The 15,692-nt window shown below is 46.4% G+C and carries 12 protein-coding genes; 2 read left to right on the top strand and 10 right to left on the bottom strand.

Translation table 11 applies throughout. The features are described from left to right. Positions 1 to 9: 9 nt before the first annotated feature. The 5 genes from V1L52_RS00230 to V1L52_RS00210 all read right to left on the bottom strand — a co-directional run bounded on the left by V1L52_RS00230 (position 10) and on the right by V1L52_RS00210 (position 7,076). A complete protein-coding gene (locus V1L52_RS00230; RefSeq protein ID WP_428770285.1) occupies positions 10 to 1,761 on the bottom strand; it encodes an AMP-dependent synthetase/ligase in 1,752 nt (583 codons plus the stop codon). A gap of 111 nt (positions 1,762 to 1,872) precedes the next feature. Then, positions 1,873 to 2,340 (bottom strand): YhcH/YjgK/YiaL family protein, encoded by a 468-nt coding sequence (locus V1L52_RS00225; RefSeq protein WP_428770284.1) that lies wholly within the window; start codon positions 2,338 to 2,340, stop codon positions 1,873 to 1,875. A gap of 78 nt (positions 2,341 to 2,418) precedes the next feature. After that, on the bottom strand, positions 2,419 to 4,815 hold the full coding sequence (locus V1L52_RS00220; protein WP_428770283.1) for a helix-hairpin-helix domain-containing protein: 2,397 nt from the start codon (positions 4,813 to 4,815) through the stop codon (positions 2,419 to 2,421). Between the two features lie 144 nt (positions 4,816 to 4,959). Beyond that, a complete protein-coding gene (locus tag V1L52_RS00215) occupies positions 4,960 to 6,309 on the bottom strand; it encodes an MATE family efflux transporter (RefSeq protein WP_428770282.1) in 1,350 nt (449 codons plus the stop codon). Between the two features lie 143 nt (positions 6,310 to 6,452). Continuing rightward, positions 6,453 to 7,076 (bottom strand): TetR/AcrR family transcriptional regulator, encoded by a 624-nt coding sequence (locus V1L52_RS00210; protein ID WP_428770281.1) that lies wholly within the window; start codon positions 7,074 to 7,076, stop codon positions 6,453 to 6,455. Positions 7,077 to 7,185: 109 nt separating this feature from the next. Here V1L52_RS00210 and nox point away from each other — a divergent pair, with 109 nt between their 5' ends. Next, on the top strand, positions 7,186 to 8,523 hold the full coding sequence (gene nox / locus V1L52_RS00205) for a H2O-forming NADH oxidase (protein WP_428770280.1): 1,338 nt from the start codon (positions 7,186 to 7,188) through the stop codon (positions 8,521 to 8,523). A gap of 237 nt (positions 8,524 to 8,760) precedes the next feature. Next, entirely contained in the window at positions 8,761 to 10,536 is a 1,776-nt protein-coding gene (locus tag V1L52_RS00200) for an FAD-dependent oxidoreductase (RefSeq protein WP_428770279.1), read from the top strand. A gap of 114 nt (positions 10,537 to 10,650) precedes the next feature. On the opposite strand, the gene proB is transcribed toward V1L52_RS00200, so the two are convergent. From proB to proC, 5 genes are all read right to left on the bottom strand, one after another. Next, positions 10,651 to 11,442, bottom strand: coding sequence for a glutamate 5-kinase (gene proB / locus V1L52_RS00195; protein ID WP_428770278.1), 792 nt, complete (start codon positions 11,440 to 11,442; stop codon positions 10,651 to 10,653). Continuing rightward, positions 11,439 to 12,704, bottom strand: a complete 1,266-nt coding sequence (locus V1L52_RS00190; RefSeq protein WP_428770277.1) for a glutamate-5-semialdehyde dehydrogenase — start codon at positions 12,702 to 12,704, stop codon at positions 11,439 to 11,441. The genes proB and V1L52_RS00190 overlap by 4 nt, the downstream gene beginning before the upstream one ends. 13 nt (positions 12,705 to 12,717) lie before the next feature. Next, positions 12,718 to 13,269 carry a hypothetical protein gene (locus tag V1L52_RS00185; protein ID WP_428770276.1) on the bottom strand — a complete coding sequence of 184 codons (552 nt, stop codon included), beginning with the start codon at positions 13,267 to 13,269 and terminating at the stop codon, positions 12,718 to 12,720. A 105-nt stretch (positions 13,270 to 13,374) separates the two neighbouring features. After that, positions 13,375 to 14,814, bottom strand: coding sequence for a sodium-dependent transporter (locus V1L52_RS00180; protein WP_428770275.1), 1,440 nt, complete (start codon positions 14,812 to 14,814; stop codon positions 13,375 to 13,377). A 30-nt stretch (positions 14,815 to 14,844) separates the two neighbouring features. Next, a complete protein-coding gene (gene proC / locus V1L52_RS00175; protein ID WP_428770274.1) occupies positions 14,845 to 15,639 on the bottom strand; it encodes a pyrroline-5-carboxylate reductase in 795 nt (264 codons plus the stop codon). Between the last annotated feature and the right edge of the window lie 53 nt (positions 15,640 to 15,692).

The following is a 15,692-nucleotide window of genomic DNA, read 5'->3' as shown; positions in this document are numbered from 1 at the left end:
CAGGATACGCTATTTATTGTATTTGCGCTTTACCTTGCGGGTAGTCGTCATTTCGAGCGGCTCTTCCAAAACGGTTATTTTGGAAATACGCGCATAGGTTGCAAGGGTTTTATTTACCTTGTCGATAATATCTTTAATCGAATCGTATACGGGGTCAACGGAATCGTTTGAGCCTCGGATAAGGTTCAGTTTTTTGAACAAATCATCGGAAGGATAAACAAGGGCCTCGATTCCCTCGGATTTCATTGCGGCATCCTGCAAATAACCCTGAATCGTAATTTGCTCAATCTCGGTATAGAGCTGGAAGGCGTTTTCGATTTCTTCGGGGAATACGTTTTTACCGCCTTCGGTTACGATGAGGTTTTTCGCGCGGCCGGCAAGATAGAGATAGTTTTCCGAATCGAGCTTGCCCAAATCTCCCGTTTTAAACCAGCCGGGCCCGCAGGGGTCTTTATCGGTGGTAAATACTTCTGCCGTTTCTTTTTCCATTTTATAGTAACCCTGCATAATCATCGGACCTTTAACGATAACTTCTCCTATGCCGTTTTCGTCCGGGTCGAGGATTTGCATTTCCATATGCGGGTGGAAAAAGCGGCCGACGCTTTCGATTTTAAAGTGCTCTTTGGGGTTCAACGCGATAATCGGGGAGGTTTCGGTCAATCCGTAACCCTGGATAAAGTCTATGCCGAGTTCCTGATACATACGGAATACGCTTGCGGCAAGGGGGCCGCCTCCGGAAATGGCGATGCGGATGGTGCTGATGCTCGCTTTTTCCAAGAGGGTTTTGAACATTTTTTTACCGGGGTTTACTCCGGTGAGTTTTTTGATAATATAAGAAATGCCCATAAGGGTACGGATAAGGCCGTATACGACAGGCCCCTTTTCTTTAACACCCTTGAGAATTCCTGCAAGCAGTTTGTTGAACAAAAGGGGAACGCCCAAAAGCATGGTAATTTTGCCTTCGCGCAATTCTCGGAGCATGCGGGACACGGCCATGCTCTTTGCAAAAACCAATTCCGCACCGACCGACAAAGATTCGATAAAAACCGCCTGCATGGTGTAAGAGTGGTGAATCGGTAAAAGGGCGTAAAAAACGTCGGTTTCAAAGATTTCCAAGTTGGTTTGGGCAATATAACAGTCGGAAACAAGGTTTTTGTGTGAAAGCATAACGCCCTTGGGATTTCCGGTGGTACCCGAAGTAAACAAAATCGCGGCCGTATCGTTTTCTTCGGCAGGCGTTATTTTTACCGCCTTATCGGTTTTTAAACCGTACACATAGGTATCTTTAAATTTGGGAGAAAGGGAATAGACGGCCGGCTTTGCCTTTCCTTTTGAACTGAAATATTCATAGCGTTCTTCGTCAACAAAGAAGACCTTAGGCTCGGAAGCTTTTAAAAGGTTTTCGATCTCATTTTCATGCAGAGCATAGTCTATCGGAACGATAATCGCCCCGGCAAAAAGGGCTGCAAAATAAACCGTTGCCCATTCGGGGGAGTTTTTACCCGATACGGCAACGCGGTCGCCCTTTTTAACACCCTCGGCGGCAAGCCATGCGGCCAAGCGTTCAATATCGGCAAGCACTTCGTTGTAAGTGAGCGTGTGCTTTTCACTTTCAAAAACGGTAAAACAGGGGCGCTCTCCGAAACGCTTGACGGTAATACGAAGCATTTCGGGAAGGGTCGGCCAATCCCCCTTAAAGTCCGTACCCCGGTAGCTGTCCAAAAAGGCCCAGGGTTTGCGGTCGGTTACAGGTTTACTCATATGACATCCTTTTAAGATTTCTTTCCTATTATTATACACGCTTTTTGAGTTTTTGTCATTATAGAAAAGTCAAAACGATGAAAAAAGTTCCCTGTATCCTTACAAAAAAACTTATCCGGAGATTTTATCCTGTTTCCGTATTTTAAAAATAACCTTTTTTACCCTTTCGCTCGAGGAGGCCGGTAAACCGGGTTTGTGAACCTCTCCGGACAAAAATATGACAAAGTCGCTTGTTGAAGCTTCAAGGCTTAAAAGGCTTGTACCGTCCGCAAAGGAAACGTCTTTTTGCTCATCGTAATCGCCGTAGGGACCGCACAGGGTATCAAAGGTAAAGTCCATTTTTTCTTTTCCTTTAAGCAAAACCTGCACGTCGATATCAAAACGATGTTTTTCAAAGCGTTTTCCTTCCGTGCCCGTATCGTATTCGGCGATATTATAGCGGACATTGTTGTTGGCCGTTGTATAAGAGCCCGCCTCTTTATCGGCAAGATTGCCGTTTTTTAAACAGCGCAACACTTCTTCCAAGCCGGAAACAAGCGGAACATACTTGGGAAGGTTTTCAAGGGTATCAAAAATCATTTTTTCCTCCTTAAAACGCGAAATTTCCCGCTTCGGGCTGCCCGAAACCCCGGCGGATTTCAGGCAGTCGCACGGATATTATTTTTTAAGCAAAGCCGCAAAGGGATTGTAGGTCATGCCGTCGTCGCGGCCGCCGCTTTGCCGGGGCCTTTCATCCCGTGTGCGGTTTGCAGGTGAACCTGAACGCACCGCCCTGACGGCGGCTTTTTTTGCTCCCGTAAAACCTGCCGGAACACCGCCCGATTGCTCGGAGCGCACTTCGCGGCCGTTGAGCCTTGCGCCGCCCGCAGCCGCGCCTGCAGTACCTCCTGCCGAATGAAGGGAGGGATTGCTTTTAAGCGACAAGCTTATGCGCCTTCTGTCGGCATCGAGGCCGATAATCGTGCACTCTTTTATATCGCCGACGCGCACCACTTCCATCGGGTCGGACACGTAAGAGTCGCTCAATTCCGAAATATGCACGAGGGCGGTTTCTTTAATGCCCAAATCGACAAAGGCTCCGAAGTCTACGACATTTTTGATTTTGCCGGTAACCTTCATGCCTTCTTTTAAATCTTCAAAGGTAACAACGCCCTTTTGCATAATGGGCTTGGGATAGCCGTCGCGCGGGTCGCGGTTGGGCTTTTTTAATTCTTCTACAATGTCCTGAACGGTTTGCTCGCCGAGGCTGTAGGTTTCCCGCAGTTCTTTTTTAACATCGCCCGTTACGTCCGCATTTTTTTGAATTAAGCCGAAGATAATGCGTGCAGGCTCGTAGTTTTCGGGGTGTACCCAGGTATTGTCAAGGGGATCGGTGCTTTCGGGAATTTTTAAAAAGCCCGCGCACTGCTCGTAAGCTTTAGGGCCCAAGCCCGATACGTTTTGCAGTTCGCTTCTGCTGGTGATTTTTCCCTTTTCTTCGCGGTAGGCGACAATGCGTTTTGCAACCGATGCGCTTATGCCCGACACGTATTTTAAAAGAGAAGCCGAAGCGGTGTTCAAATTGACGCCTACGTTGTTTACAACCGAGCCTACCACTTCATCGAGCATATCCGAAAGCTTTTTTTGATTTAAATCGTGCTGATACAGGCCCACACCGATTGATTTGGGGTCGATTTTTACCAATTCGGCAAGGGGGTCTTGGAGCCTTCGGCCTATGGAAATGGCGCCGCGGATGGTTAAGTCAAGGTCGGGAAACTCTTCGCGGGCGGTATCGCTTGCGGAGTATACCGAAGCGCCGTCTTCATCGACAACCGTGTATAAAACGTCGGGAAAGTTTTCGGTAAGCACCTTTGAAACGATTTCCTGCACTTCTTTGGTACCCGTTCCGTTTCCGACCGCAACCAGCTGTACTTCGTAATCCTTTATCGCTTTACGCAATACCGCGCAGGATTCATCGGCTTTGTGCTGATAGATAACAAAGCTGCCCAAATATTTTCCCGTTTCGTCAAGGGCGGCGCATTTGGTGCCCGTGCGGATTCCGGGGTCTACCCCCAAAACGCGGGTGCCCTTGATGGGCTGCGTCATAAGCAGGTTTTTTAAGTTTTCGCTGAAAATACCGATACCGTGATCGTCGGCTTCATCGCTTTGATTGCCGCGTATTTCCCTTAAAACCGCAGGCGATAAAAGGCGGGCAAGACCGTCTTCTATCGCTTCGGCATGGTAGGGATTGTGAATCACAACGCGCTTTTTTAAAAGTTCTGCAGCTTCGTCCGTGTCCACGTCGACCTTAACTTCAAGGACGCCTTCGCGCTCGCCGCGGTTTATTGCCAAAATGCGGTGCGGCTTTATTTGATTTAAAGGCTCCGAATAATCCCAGTACATTTGGTACACGGACGTTTTTTGCGCCTCTTCATCGCCGATACCCTGTACGCGGATAAGACCGCTTTTAATATAAAAATCGCTGACTGCTTGGCGGTTTGCACCGTCCTGAGCGGTACGCTCGGCAATAATATCCCGGGCGCCTGCAAGGGCTGCCTGAACGTCGGGTACGCGCAGTTCTTCCGGTTCGGCAGTTGTGTTGACGAACTCTTCCGCTTTTTTTTCAAGCGACTCCTTATCGAGAGAAAGCATCGCTTCGGCCAAGGGTTCAAGGCCGCGTTCTGAAGCAAGCATACCGCGGGTTTTCTTTTTCTTTTTAAAGGGAGCCCAAAGGTCTTCAAGCTCGGTTAAGGTTTTAGCCGCCTTTACCGCTTCGTATAAAAAGTCGGTCAATTTCCCTTGGGCAAAAATGCCGCGTATAATTTCGAGGCGGCGGTTTTCGAGGTTCATGCGGCTTTTAAACAAATGATCGCAGCTTCGCACCTGCACTTCGTCCAGGGAGCCGTGCTGTTCTTTTCGGTAGCGCGAAATAAAGGGTACCGTACAGCCTTCGTTTACCAGCGAAATAACCGCGTGCACTTGCTGTGCGCGTATATCCAATTCGTCCGCGACCTGTTTCATAATTTCGGCTTCATCAGCCGAAAGGGAGTCAATAAATTCCTGCGTAAATTCCATAGAGGGCTATTTTACGGTAAACGCATAAAAATGTAAATGCCGGACAGAGGGGTTTACACAGAAAGGAGCGCAAAGGAAGTATCGCCGGAAAACGGGTATGAAAACCGCCGTCCCCGTAAGGTGCGGCGGCGGTAATTTATTCCTTTATTTTTCTTTGTTTTCCGCCAACTCCGTTTTAAACAATTTGAGTACGACAATTATCGAGGCAAGGGTTACAAGGGTATCGACAACGGTTCCCGTAATCCATACGCCGCGCACACCGAAAAAGAGGGGTAAAATCAATACGGCGGGGACGTATAAAATAAGCTGGCGCGCCATAACGAAGATTCCGGCGTATTTTGCCTGTCCGACGGCTTGAAACAGGGTAATATTGATAATCATCAATGCCGAAAGCGGAAAAAGGATAATTGCCGCCAGGGCGTTCGTTGTGCCGGCTGCGACAAGGGCCGGATTGTCTTTGATAAACAAGCCCAAAATCCCTTGAGGTGAAAGTAAAAAGCCGAGCCAAAAAAGCAGGGCAAGGGTAAAGCCGAAACCGTAAAACAACAGGGTGCCTTTTTTTACGCGGTCAAACCGTTTGGCGCCGAAATTGGTTCCGGCAAAGGGCTGGAAGCCCTGGCTTATTCCCCACAGCGGAATAAAGGCGAGCATTATGTATCTGAAAAAAGCGCCCATTAACACAACCTGATCTTCGCCCCCGCAGCGCTTTAAAGTCGAATAGATAAGCGCTTGTTGAATCAAAGAAAATACTTGCATAAACATTGCCGAAACGCCGACCGACAGGGTACCTTTTACAATGCTCTTTTCCAATCTGAACCGTGTAAGCCGCACGTTTTTACTGAACACGGTAAAATATAAAAAGTTTAAAACCGCAAGAACAATCTGCGAAATAACGGTTGCAACCGCGGCGCCTTCGATTCCCATATTAAGCGGTATAATAAAAACGGCATCCAAAATAATGTTCAGTACGGCGCTTATACCCATAAGGAGCATTGCAAGACCCATCCTGCCTTCGCCGCGGATTACCATATTCGACGCTTGACCGAAGTTTACAAAAATCGAGCCGAAATAGACGATGCGCAAATAGCGCACGGCAAAATCGAACATCTTTCCTTCCGCGCCGATAAGTTTTAAAAGCTGCGGTGCAAAGATATAACCTAAAATCATCACCGCCGATGAAAACATCAGGGTAAGAATAAGCACGTTCCCCATAACCGCATCGATTGTTTTTTTGTCTTGGCGGCCGACCGCGCGCGACAATACCGAAGCCGAACCTATACCGACCAAAACGGCAATACCGTTGTTTAAAAGCGTAAAAGGATAGGCGATACTGATTGCTCCCAACGCCGCTTCTCCGACAAAGCGTCCGACAAAGATGCCGTCAACAAAGCTGTATAAGCTGATAACAAGCATACCGATAATGCCCGGAACGCTCAGCTTTAACATAAGCGAAAACATATTGCCGCCGATAAGCGCTTCTCTTTTATCCGTCATAACATACCTCCAAATATAAGCAAGACGCAGCGCAAGGATATAACCGACGCAAGCGTCGGTTATATGTTATATAAAACTAATTTTATTGTCAATAGTGTCTGCAAAACTCGCGATAGCGTTTTTTGCACATCCGTGTGCAGTTTTTATTCAAACGTTTTTTTTATAAAGGCATAAATTATAGAATGGATTTCATCGCGCTTGGAATCGAAGATTTTTTTATCGCTGAACAATTCGTAAGACATCATAATACCGATAGACATACGCGAATAAAGCAATATATCGGAGTACAACATTTTTTTTACCATGTGCCGCAGTTCCGGAAAAACCGCCGCATTTTCTTCAAGGGCATTCAAAGCAAGTTCAAACGATTGCTTTTCCAGTTTGCGGTGCAGGGCTTCGGTTTCTTTATCGTAAGGTATTTCGGCCAAAAACATAAGATAGAGTTTTTTTTCGCGCACCTTTTCAAAGAGCTTCGCCTCCCAAACCCGCGTCATAATTTCAAAAACATCGGCTTGAGCTTCCAAGCCTTCTTTTATAATTTCCCGAGAACGCGAATGCCTGAAAAAATTGCCGCCCTGCATAATGTCGAACATAATTGCCTTGGTGCTTTTATAATATTGATACACGCCTCCTTTGGAAAGACTTGTCGCCGCAACAATATCTTCCATAGTCGCATTGCGGTAGCCTTTTTTCAAAAAGACTTTCTTTGCGGCTTCCCGTATTTCGCGGCGGCGTTCTTCCTTTGTTTTGCGTTCGAACTTGGGCATAAATCGATTGTACTTCGGTTTGCAAAAAAGTCAATACGGGCTTTTGTGTGTTGACTTTTCTTTTTAATAGGGTAAAATTATATTACTATGACATTAAAGGGGTTATACAATGAGTAAAATTATCGTTGTAGGCGGAAACCATGCCGGAACCGCCGCAATTAACACAATTTTGGATAATTATAAGGGCAATCAGGTTGTCGTTTTTGAGCGCAATACCAACGTAAGCTTTTTGGGCTGCGGTATGGCCCTGTGGATAGGAAATCAAATAGACGGCTCGGACGGCCTTTTTTATTCGGACAAACAAAAAATGGAAGCCAAGGGTGCGGTTGTCCACATGGAAAGCGAAGTTACGAATATCGATTTTGACAAAAAAATCGTAACGGCAAAAAACGCTCAAGGGCAGACAATAACCGAAAGCTACGATAAATTGATTTTGGCAACCGGCTCAAACCCGATTATTCCCGATCTTCCCGGAAGCAATCTTGAAAACATACAAAAGGTAAAACTCTTTCAGGATGCCCAAGCCGTTATCGATAAATTAAAAATGGAAGATATCCGCAGTGTCGCCGTTATCGGTGCGGGTTACATCGGCGTCGAATTGGCGGAAGCCTTTAAAAGGCACAACAAAAAAACGACCCTCATCGATGTTGCCGAAACCTGTCTTCCCGTTTACTACGACGGCGAATTTACCGATTTAATGAAAAAAAATATGGAAGATAACGGCGTGGAAGTTAAATTCGGCGCCTGCGTTCAGGGTTTTGAAGGCGATAAAAAAGTACAGCGTGTACTTACCTCACGGGGCAGCGTCGATGCGGACATGGTTATTTGGGCCGTAGGATTCAGACCGAATACGGAACTGGCAAAAGACAGACTCGACTGCTTTAAAAACGGCGCCTACCTTGTCAATTTAAAACAGGAAACGAGCGTTAAGGATGTCTATGCCATAGGTGATTGTGCAACGGTGTATGACAACGCCTTGGGCGCCGTAAACTATATCGCTTTGGCGACAAACGCGGTACGCTCGGGACTCATCGCCGCACACAACGCATGCGGAACATCCTTGGAATCGGTGGGCGTGCAGGGCTCAAACGCTATCTCCATTTTCGGTTTAAATATGATTTCCACCGGATTGACTGTAAACAAGGCAAAGGCTGCGGGTATCGATGCCGACTATACCGACTACGAAGATTTTCAGCGGGCCTTATTTATGCGCACAAACGAAAAGGTTAAAATCCGCATCGTATTTGAAAAGAGAAGCCGCCGTATTATCGGTGCACAGTTGGCCTCGCGCCTGGACGTTTCGATGGGAATACATATGTTTTCGCTCGCGATTCAGGAGCGCGTTACCATCGACAAGTTAAAACTGCTGGACATTTTCTTTTTACCGCATTTTAACCAGCCCTATAACTATATTACGATGGCGGCTTTAAAAGCGCCGAAAGCGTAAAACAACAAAATTTTGCCTCCTGCAAAATATCGGGAGGCAAAACTTAAGTTCACATAAAAAGCGGATAGACCGCCCGATAGGCTGTTTATCCGTTTTTTTTATTTCCCGCCTCATTTCCGAAAGCCTTCGGTTGACAGGGCCGCATGAATATTTTATCATATGCGGATATCTTTTAAGGTGCCGACGAATGAAAATTTTGAACGGCCCGAAACAATCCATACACACGGAGGGAATATTGTGAATACAAAGCAAAGAGTATTTACATCGTTTGTAAGTGTTTTGTGTATTGCAGCCGTTTTTTTAAGCTGTAATACGACTTCAAAGGCAAAAACGGAAACGCTGAATGCCGACTATGTCGTTGTCGGAGGCGGAGCTGCCGGCTTGATGAGTGCTTTGGAGTTAAGCCAAAAAGGGAAGGTTGTTTTATTGGAAAAAATGCCCGGCCTCGGCGGAACTTCAATCAGAGCCAAGGGCTTTTTATGGTCGATTGATTCGGCTTTAAATAAGGCAAGCGGCAAGGGTTTAACGGCCCAACAAATGTTCGACTACTATAAGGGAAAAGCCGGTGAAGAAAATTTTAATGCCGCTTTTTTTCAGGCAATGCTTGACGTATCGGGCAGCGTAGTCGACGACTTACTGCAAAAGGGTATGCCTTTCAGTAAAGACAGAATGATTCCCGGTACTCCTAATTATCCTCAGCTTTTATGTCTTACCGTGGACGGCGAAGGACCGGCTATGATTGCAAAATTCAAAGAGCTGCTCCAAAAAAACAATGTTGAAATACTTTTAAACACACGTGCCGTAGAATTGATTATAAAAGACGGGGCGGTACAGGGTGTAGTTGCCGAACAGGACGGAAAAAAATACAATGTTTTTGCCCAAAAAACCGTCCTTGCAACCGGCGGTTTTGCAAAAAGCAAAAAATTAATGGCAAAGTATAATAAAGAATTTGCCGACAACGTCGCTTTTTGCGGAACGGGAAGCACCGGAGACGGCATCACCATGGCTATGGCGGCGGGAGCCCAAGTTACGGGCGACGGTGTTCTCGGTATTTGGGGTATGAACGATTACTACGGATACGTCGGAGACATCGGCAGTTTGGTAAGACAAACGGCTGTCTACGTCAATAAAGAAGGAAAGCGCTTTGTAAACGAAAAACGCTATTATGCCGAAGTTCATAAAGAATTAAACAAAATAACGGACAAACTTGCATACGGTATCTTCGATTCTTCAAATCCCGCTTTTGTCGCAAATTTGGAAAAAGCACGTGCCGAAAACTTAAGCGTAAAGGCCGACACTCTTGAAGCTTTGGCTGCAAAACTGAATATCAATGCGGCAAACTTTAAGGCTGCCATTGAAAGCTACAATACGGCTCATGCGGCCGGACAGGACGGAGATTTCGGCATTAAAAACAAGGTTATGACTCCCGTTTTAAAAGCGCCTTTTTATGCAATTGAAGTACGCCCGACCATAATCGGAACGATAAACGGCTTAAAAGTCAACGAAAAAACCGAAGTTTTAAATGAAAAAAACACGGCCATTCCCAACCTCTACGCAACAGGTGAATTGGTAATCGGAAACTTTGTAAACAACGAATATCCGACTACCGGTACGGTTTTGGCCACCTGTTTGTATTCCGGAAAAATCGCCGCCGACAATGCTTCAAGGGGTGTAACCGCCAAATATTCGGCTTCATCGGCTAAAAAAATGAGCGCCGATACACAAAAGGTAAAAAAATCAAATGCCGTATACACGGACGGTGTGTACACAGGCGAAGCCAAGGGAATGAACGCTCCGGTTAAGGTTGAAGTAAGCGTAAAAGGCAAAAAAATTGCCGCCGTTAAGGTATTAAGCCACAGCGAAACACCCGGCATAAGCGATCCCGCCTTTGAACGGATTCCGGCCGCTATGGTTAAAGCGAATTCTTTTGAAGTTGACGGCGTTTCCGGTGCAACGATGACGAGCAAGGCCCTTATCGAAGCGGCAAAACTTGCTTTAAAGAATGCGCAATAATACAAAAAAGTTTTATAAAAAATTTTACATTGAATAAAAGCCGGATATAAAGAGGGCTGCCTGAAAAGTCGCCGACTTTCAGGCGGTCCTTTTTTTACGTTTCGCTCCTATGCCTTATACGCAAAAAAGCGTAGCGGCGGCCGAACCGAAAGCAAGCTTTTCCAAAATACGGGGAGTGCCGCCGTTTGTTAAAATCATCGGGATGCCGCAGCCGGTAACCTTTTCTGCGGCCTGCAATTTTGTTGCCATGCCGCCGGTACCGAATGCGTTTGCGCTGCCTATGCTGATGCGATTTTTCAAATCGTGTATATCGGTTACGATTTGTATCAATTCCGCATCGGGCTCTTCTTTGGGGTTTGCCGTATACACACCGTCAATATCGCTGCATAAAATCAAAAGATCGGCAGCCCATAATTCCGCAGTAAGGGCGCTTAAATTATCGTTATCGCCGATACGTATTTCTTCAACGCAAATCGAATCGTTTTCGTTTATCACGGGAATCACGCCCTCGTCCACAAGGGTAAAAAGGGTATTCCGCATATTTAAAGTACGGTAAGAATCGTTAAAATCTTCTTTTGTAAGCAAAAGCTGGCCTATATGCAGCCCCTGCTTAAAAAACGAGGTACGCCATTGATGCATCAATTCCACCTGCCCTATTGCACACAAAGCCTGGCGGTAATGAATATCTTTTTTGCGCGTCCATCGGTTAAGCGTGGACATGCCCGCAACCTGAGCTCCTGAAGACACAACGACAACCTGTTTACTCTTGGCTATCAAATCGGCACACTGGGCGGCAAACTCGTCCATAAAATCGGTATTGACCGTCCCGTCCGGTTTTGCCAGGGTATTCGAACCTATTTTAATAACGATTTTGCGGGAGGCGGCGATAAGCTCCGCGATATTCATCTGATTTGCCCTTCGCCGTCTATACAGTATTTTGTCGTCGTAAGAGCGCTTAACCCCATAGGACCGCGTATATGAAGTTTTTGGGTACTGATTCCCCATTCGGCTCCGAAACCGAATTCGCCGCCGTCGGTAAAACGGGTGGAAGCGTTTACGTAGACGCAGGATGCATCGACCAAAGTTTGAAATAAACGCGCATTATCCCTGCTTTGCGTAACAATCGCTTCCGAGTGTCCGCTGTTATACTCGTTTATATGAGTAACGGCTTCGTAAAAAGAATCCACGACTTTTACGGCAAGGATGTTATCCAAAAACTCAAAGCCGAAGTCTTTTGCCTTTGCCTTTCGGATTGCCGAAGAACGCACGGCTTCTTTTGAGCTTTTTTCCGCGGCGGCCTGCATAATCGAAAACGAGTGCTCACAGCAGCGAAACTCCGCCCTGCCGCCAAAAAGCTCAACCAGGCGCGGCAAAAAGGTTTCGGCACAGGCTTTATGAACAAGAAGGGTTTCTACGGCATTGCACACACCGGGACGCTGCAATTTCGCATTTTCCGCAATCGACAGGGCGGTTTTTATATCGGCACTTTTATCTATAAACAGATGGCAAACACCGCTTCCCGTTTCTATAACAGGAACGGTCGCTTTTTCGCAAACCGTTTTAATAAGGTCTTTGCCGCCGCGCGGAATAACCACGTCTATAAGGCCGCGGGATTTCATAATCTGCTCGGCTTCGTCGCGGCCTCCGAGGGCAAGCTCGACGGCTCCCGGAAGAGGAAGGGCGGATTTTAAAACTTTCACCAAGGCCTTGTTCGATTCCAAAGCGCTTGAACTTCCGCGAAGCAAAAGGGCATTGCCGCTTTTCCATGCAAGGGCAAAGGCTTCAACGGTTACGTTCGGCCTCGATTCGTAGATAATGGCCGCAACGCCTATAGGGACGCGTATTTTTTTTATTTCAAGACCGGAAGCGTTCTTCCAGCCTTCAATAATCTCTCCGACCGGATCGCCTTGAGCAATAACGGTATAGAGGCTTTCAATCATAATCGAAATGCGCGCGTCGGTTAAAAGCAGGCGGTCGATAAGGCTTTCAGTCATACCGGCTTCGCGCCCTTTTTTTACATCGAGCTTATTGGCCTTTAAGATTTCGCCGCGGTTGCAATCCAAAGCGGCGGCGGCCTTACGCAATGCATCGTTTTTTTGCGCCGCGGTAAAGGATGCAAGCTGAACCGCATTTTCACGAAGGGATTTAAAAAGAGATTCGGCAATCATGGGACGCCTCCTGTCAATAATTTGCCAAAAAACACATTCCGAGTAAAATATATATCCTGCCTATGTTTTCCGACTTAGGCACGGATTCGGACGTTTTTTGCAAAAACTGCCAAAATACGCCGAAATCGGGGTCTATGCGCAGCGCATATTCTCCGAAATCGTCTTTTTTCGATTGCTGCCCGAAAAGCAAATATACCGTATCGTGGAGCAAAAGCATAAATTGCTCATAGACCGAGATATATTTCTTTTCCTGTAAAGCGGCGCATACTCCGTCAAGATGAAAAAGCACCTGTTCTTTTAAAGCTTCGTCGCACTTTTCCACCCAGGTTTTTTGCACCAAGAGGGTTAAATTATTATAAAAACTTTTTATAAGCTTTTTTTCAGCCTTATCGCGCGCTTCCGACGGCTGTTCGATAAGCCGTTCAAATATATGTGCTGAATCGAATACCTCGGCAATAAGAAAAGCGCTTGCTTTTAAAGCCTCTTCCGTCTGTTTTGAAAACAAATCTTCCATCGCACAGGCGGCTTTTTTACCAATCATTTGGGTTAATATTTTTTTTTGCATATGCTGATCATTCGGCATACCTAAGGGTGCCTCTTTCCGCCGTTTTTGTCAAGAGCGAAACCGCTTAACGGCAAAAGACCGTCCCATAAGTATGCATTTCGAATTTTAGAGTATTTTTTTATTAACGGTTTTATTAAGCAGTATACATACCCCGATGGTCAAAATACACTGTACAATTACCGTTCCCGGATTATCGACGGCAAAGGGAGTAAACCAGTTTTTCGACCATTGTACGGATTGTATAAACCACCATACTATGATTACGGCCAAAAAGAAGGGATAGACGGATATGCATATATCGTACCACCCTCCCAGCTTTACATCGCTTGTGGGATTGATAAGTTTGGTTCTGAATTTTTTAATACCGAAACGGTAGACGGATATCGCGTAAAACAAACCGCAAATAAGCAGGCCGATACCCCATACCCAATCCTGATTATTAAAAAAGTCAATATTTACCGCGGACGGAACGCCGAAAATAAAACAGCCGATTATAATAAATATAACCGCTTTTTTTCTCGAAACACCGAAATCGATGGCATTTTTTACGATAACTTCCATTTGGGGCAAAAGAGAAGTCAGCGCGGACAAAGATAAGGCGATAAAAAATAAAGAGGACACAAGGGCGCCGCCTTGAATCGTTCCGAACAGTTTTGTTAAATAAACGAAGGTTAAACCGACATTTCCCTGTTTTAAGGCGTCAAAGGCGGCCGCTTCCGTCGCGGAAAAGGCAAATACGGCAGGCAGTACGACAAGGGCCGAAATAAGGGCTCCCGCTATATCGCTTGCGGTAATCAACAACCCGTTTACCGTAATGTCTTCGTTTTTTTTCATATAGTTTGCATAGGTGAGCATCATACCCCAGCCGGCTCCCGAAGACCATGCCGCCTGTGTATAAGCGTTCAGCCAAGTAGCCGGATTTTTTAAACCCTGCCATGACGGAACAAACAGATATTTTAGACCCTGTACCGCCCCTTCTTTTGAAAGCGCCCAAAACGCGGCGTAAATGAGACAGGCAAACAAAAGCGGAATCATAAATTTACCCGCTCTTTCCAATCCCCTGTTTACACCGCGGTATAAAATAAAACCTACGGGAATAAGGGCCAGGATTTGAAAAAGCACGCCCTGTACGGGATTGTGAATAAAGGAATTCCATAAGGCTTCCGTGTCTTGGATATGTGTAAAAGTACCGGAAACCGCATAAACAAGATAACGCAGGGCCCATGCAAGAACGATTACATAGTAAAAAGTGATGGCGGTACAGACAAAACCTATCCAAAGCCCCTGCCAGGTATTTTTTTCTCCGGCAAAACGCTTAAAGGTTCCGATTGTACCCATCCCCGTACGCTTGCCTACGGCGATTTCCGTAATAATAAGCGGAGCAACCCAGGTGATATTGGCAATAAGATAGGCAATTAAAAAACTTCCGCCGCCGTTAGTACCGGCAACGCGCGGAAAACGCCAAATGTTTCCCGTGCCGACCGCCATACCGACTGCCGCCATAATAAAGCCGAATCGGGAAGACCACTGTTCTTTTTCCTGCATAGTTCCTCCGTTTATAATTTTAGAAACCCCTTACATATTCCGTGAACGCTCGATACATGCGTCCATAGCTTCAATAACCGCACTTCTGAATCCGGCATTTTCGAGCACGCGGACCGCTTCTATCGTAGTCCCCGCCGGAGAGCAAACCATATCTTTTAATTCGCCCGGATGCTTACCCGTTTCAAGCACCATCTTTGCACTTCCCGATACCGCTTGAGCGGCAAAGGTATAAGCCGACGCACGGGGCATTCCGCCCATAACCGCGGCATCCGCCATCGCTTCAATAAGCATAAAGACATAGGCCGGAGAGCTTCCGCTGACCGCAACAACCGCATCCATCATATATTCGGCGACAACTTCGGTTTTACCGAAACTGTTGAGCAAAGAGCGGACGGTTTTAAGCTCGTCTTCGGTTACCGCCTTATTGCAGCATACGGCGGTCATACCCTCGCCTACCATAGCGGGCGTATTCGGCATGGTGCGTACCGTTTTTACGGTTTTACCGAACCAAACTTCAAGCTGTTTTAAAGTTTGGCCGGGTGCAATCGTTACGATAATCGACTTTTCACTTACCGTATCCTTAATATCCGTGATAACGTTTTCGTAAAACTGCGGTTTGACCGCCAAAACGATAATATCGGCGCTCCGGGCAACTTCTTTATTGTCTTGAGCCGCATTGATTCCCAAATCCTTTGAAGCTGCCTGCAATCCCGCCGTATATACGTCAAAGGCTATTATATCGGAAGCTTTGCACTGTCCGCTTTTAATAATTCCCGAAATCATAGCCTTTGCCATATTACCGCAGCCGATAAATCCTACTTTCATATAAAACCCCCACATAAAAAATATAGACAAAAAGCGGGCCGCCCGAACCTGTC

The organism is Treponema sp. HNW (assembly GCF_050320395.1).
Lineage (GTDB): Bacteria > Spirochaetota > Spirochaetia > Treponematales > Treponemataceae > Treponema_C.
Note: the sequence above shows the minus strand (reverse complement) of the source record. Positions and strands in the feature narration are given on the sequence as shown.

Excerpts from the sequence above, each read along its gene's own strand:
- V1L52_RS00190 (WP_428770277.1), bottom strand. The coding sequence starts at position 12,704 with ATGATTGCCGAATCTCTTTTTAAATCCCTTCGTGAAAATGCGGTTCAG.
- proC (WP_428770274.1), bottom strand. The coding sequence starts at position 15,639 with ATGAAAGTAGGATTTATCGGCTGCGGTAATATGGCAAAGGCTATGATT.
- V1L52_RS00180 (WP_428770275.1), bottom strand. The coding sequence starts at position 14,814 with ATGCAGGAAAAAGAACAGTGGTCTTCCCGATTCGGCTTTATTATGGCG.
- V1L52_RS00210 (WP_428770281.1), bottom strand. The coding sequence starts at position 7,076 with ATGCCCAAGTTCGAACGCAAAACAAAGGAAGAACGCCGCCGCGAAATA.
- V1L52_RS00220 (WP_428770283.1), bottom strand. The coding sequence starts at position 4,815 with ATGGAATTTACGCAGGAATTTATTGACTCCCTTTCGGCTGATGAAGCC.
- V1L52_RS00225 (WP_428770284.1), bottom strand. The coding sequence starts at position 2,340 with ATGATTTTTGATACCCTTGAAAACCTTCCCAAGTATGTTCCGCTTGTT.
- V1L52_RS00185 (WP_428770276.1), bottom strand. The coding sequence starts at position 13,269 with ATGCAAAAAAAAATATTAACCCAAATGATTGGTAAAAAAGCCGCCTGT.
- nox (WP_428770280.1), top strand. The coding sequence starts at position 7,186 with ATGAGTAAAATTATCGTTGTAGGCGGAAACCATGCCGGAACCGCCGCA.
- V1L52_RS00230 (WP_428770285.1), bottom strand. The coding sequence starts at position 1,761 with ATGAGTAAACCTGTAACCGACCGCAAACCCTGGGCCTTTTTGGACAGC.
- V1L52_RS00215 (WP_428770282.1), bottom strand. The coding sequence starts at position 6,309 with ATGACGGATAAAAGAGAAGCGCTTATCGGCGGCAATATGTTTTCGCTT.
- proB (WP_428770278.1), bottom strand. The coding sequence starts at position 11,442 with ATGAATATCGCGGAGCTTATCGCCGCCTCCCGCAAAATCGTTATTAAA.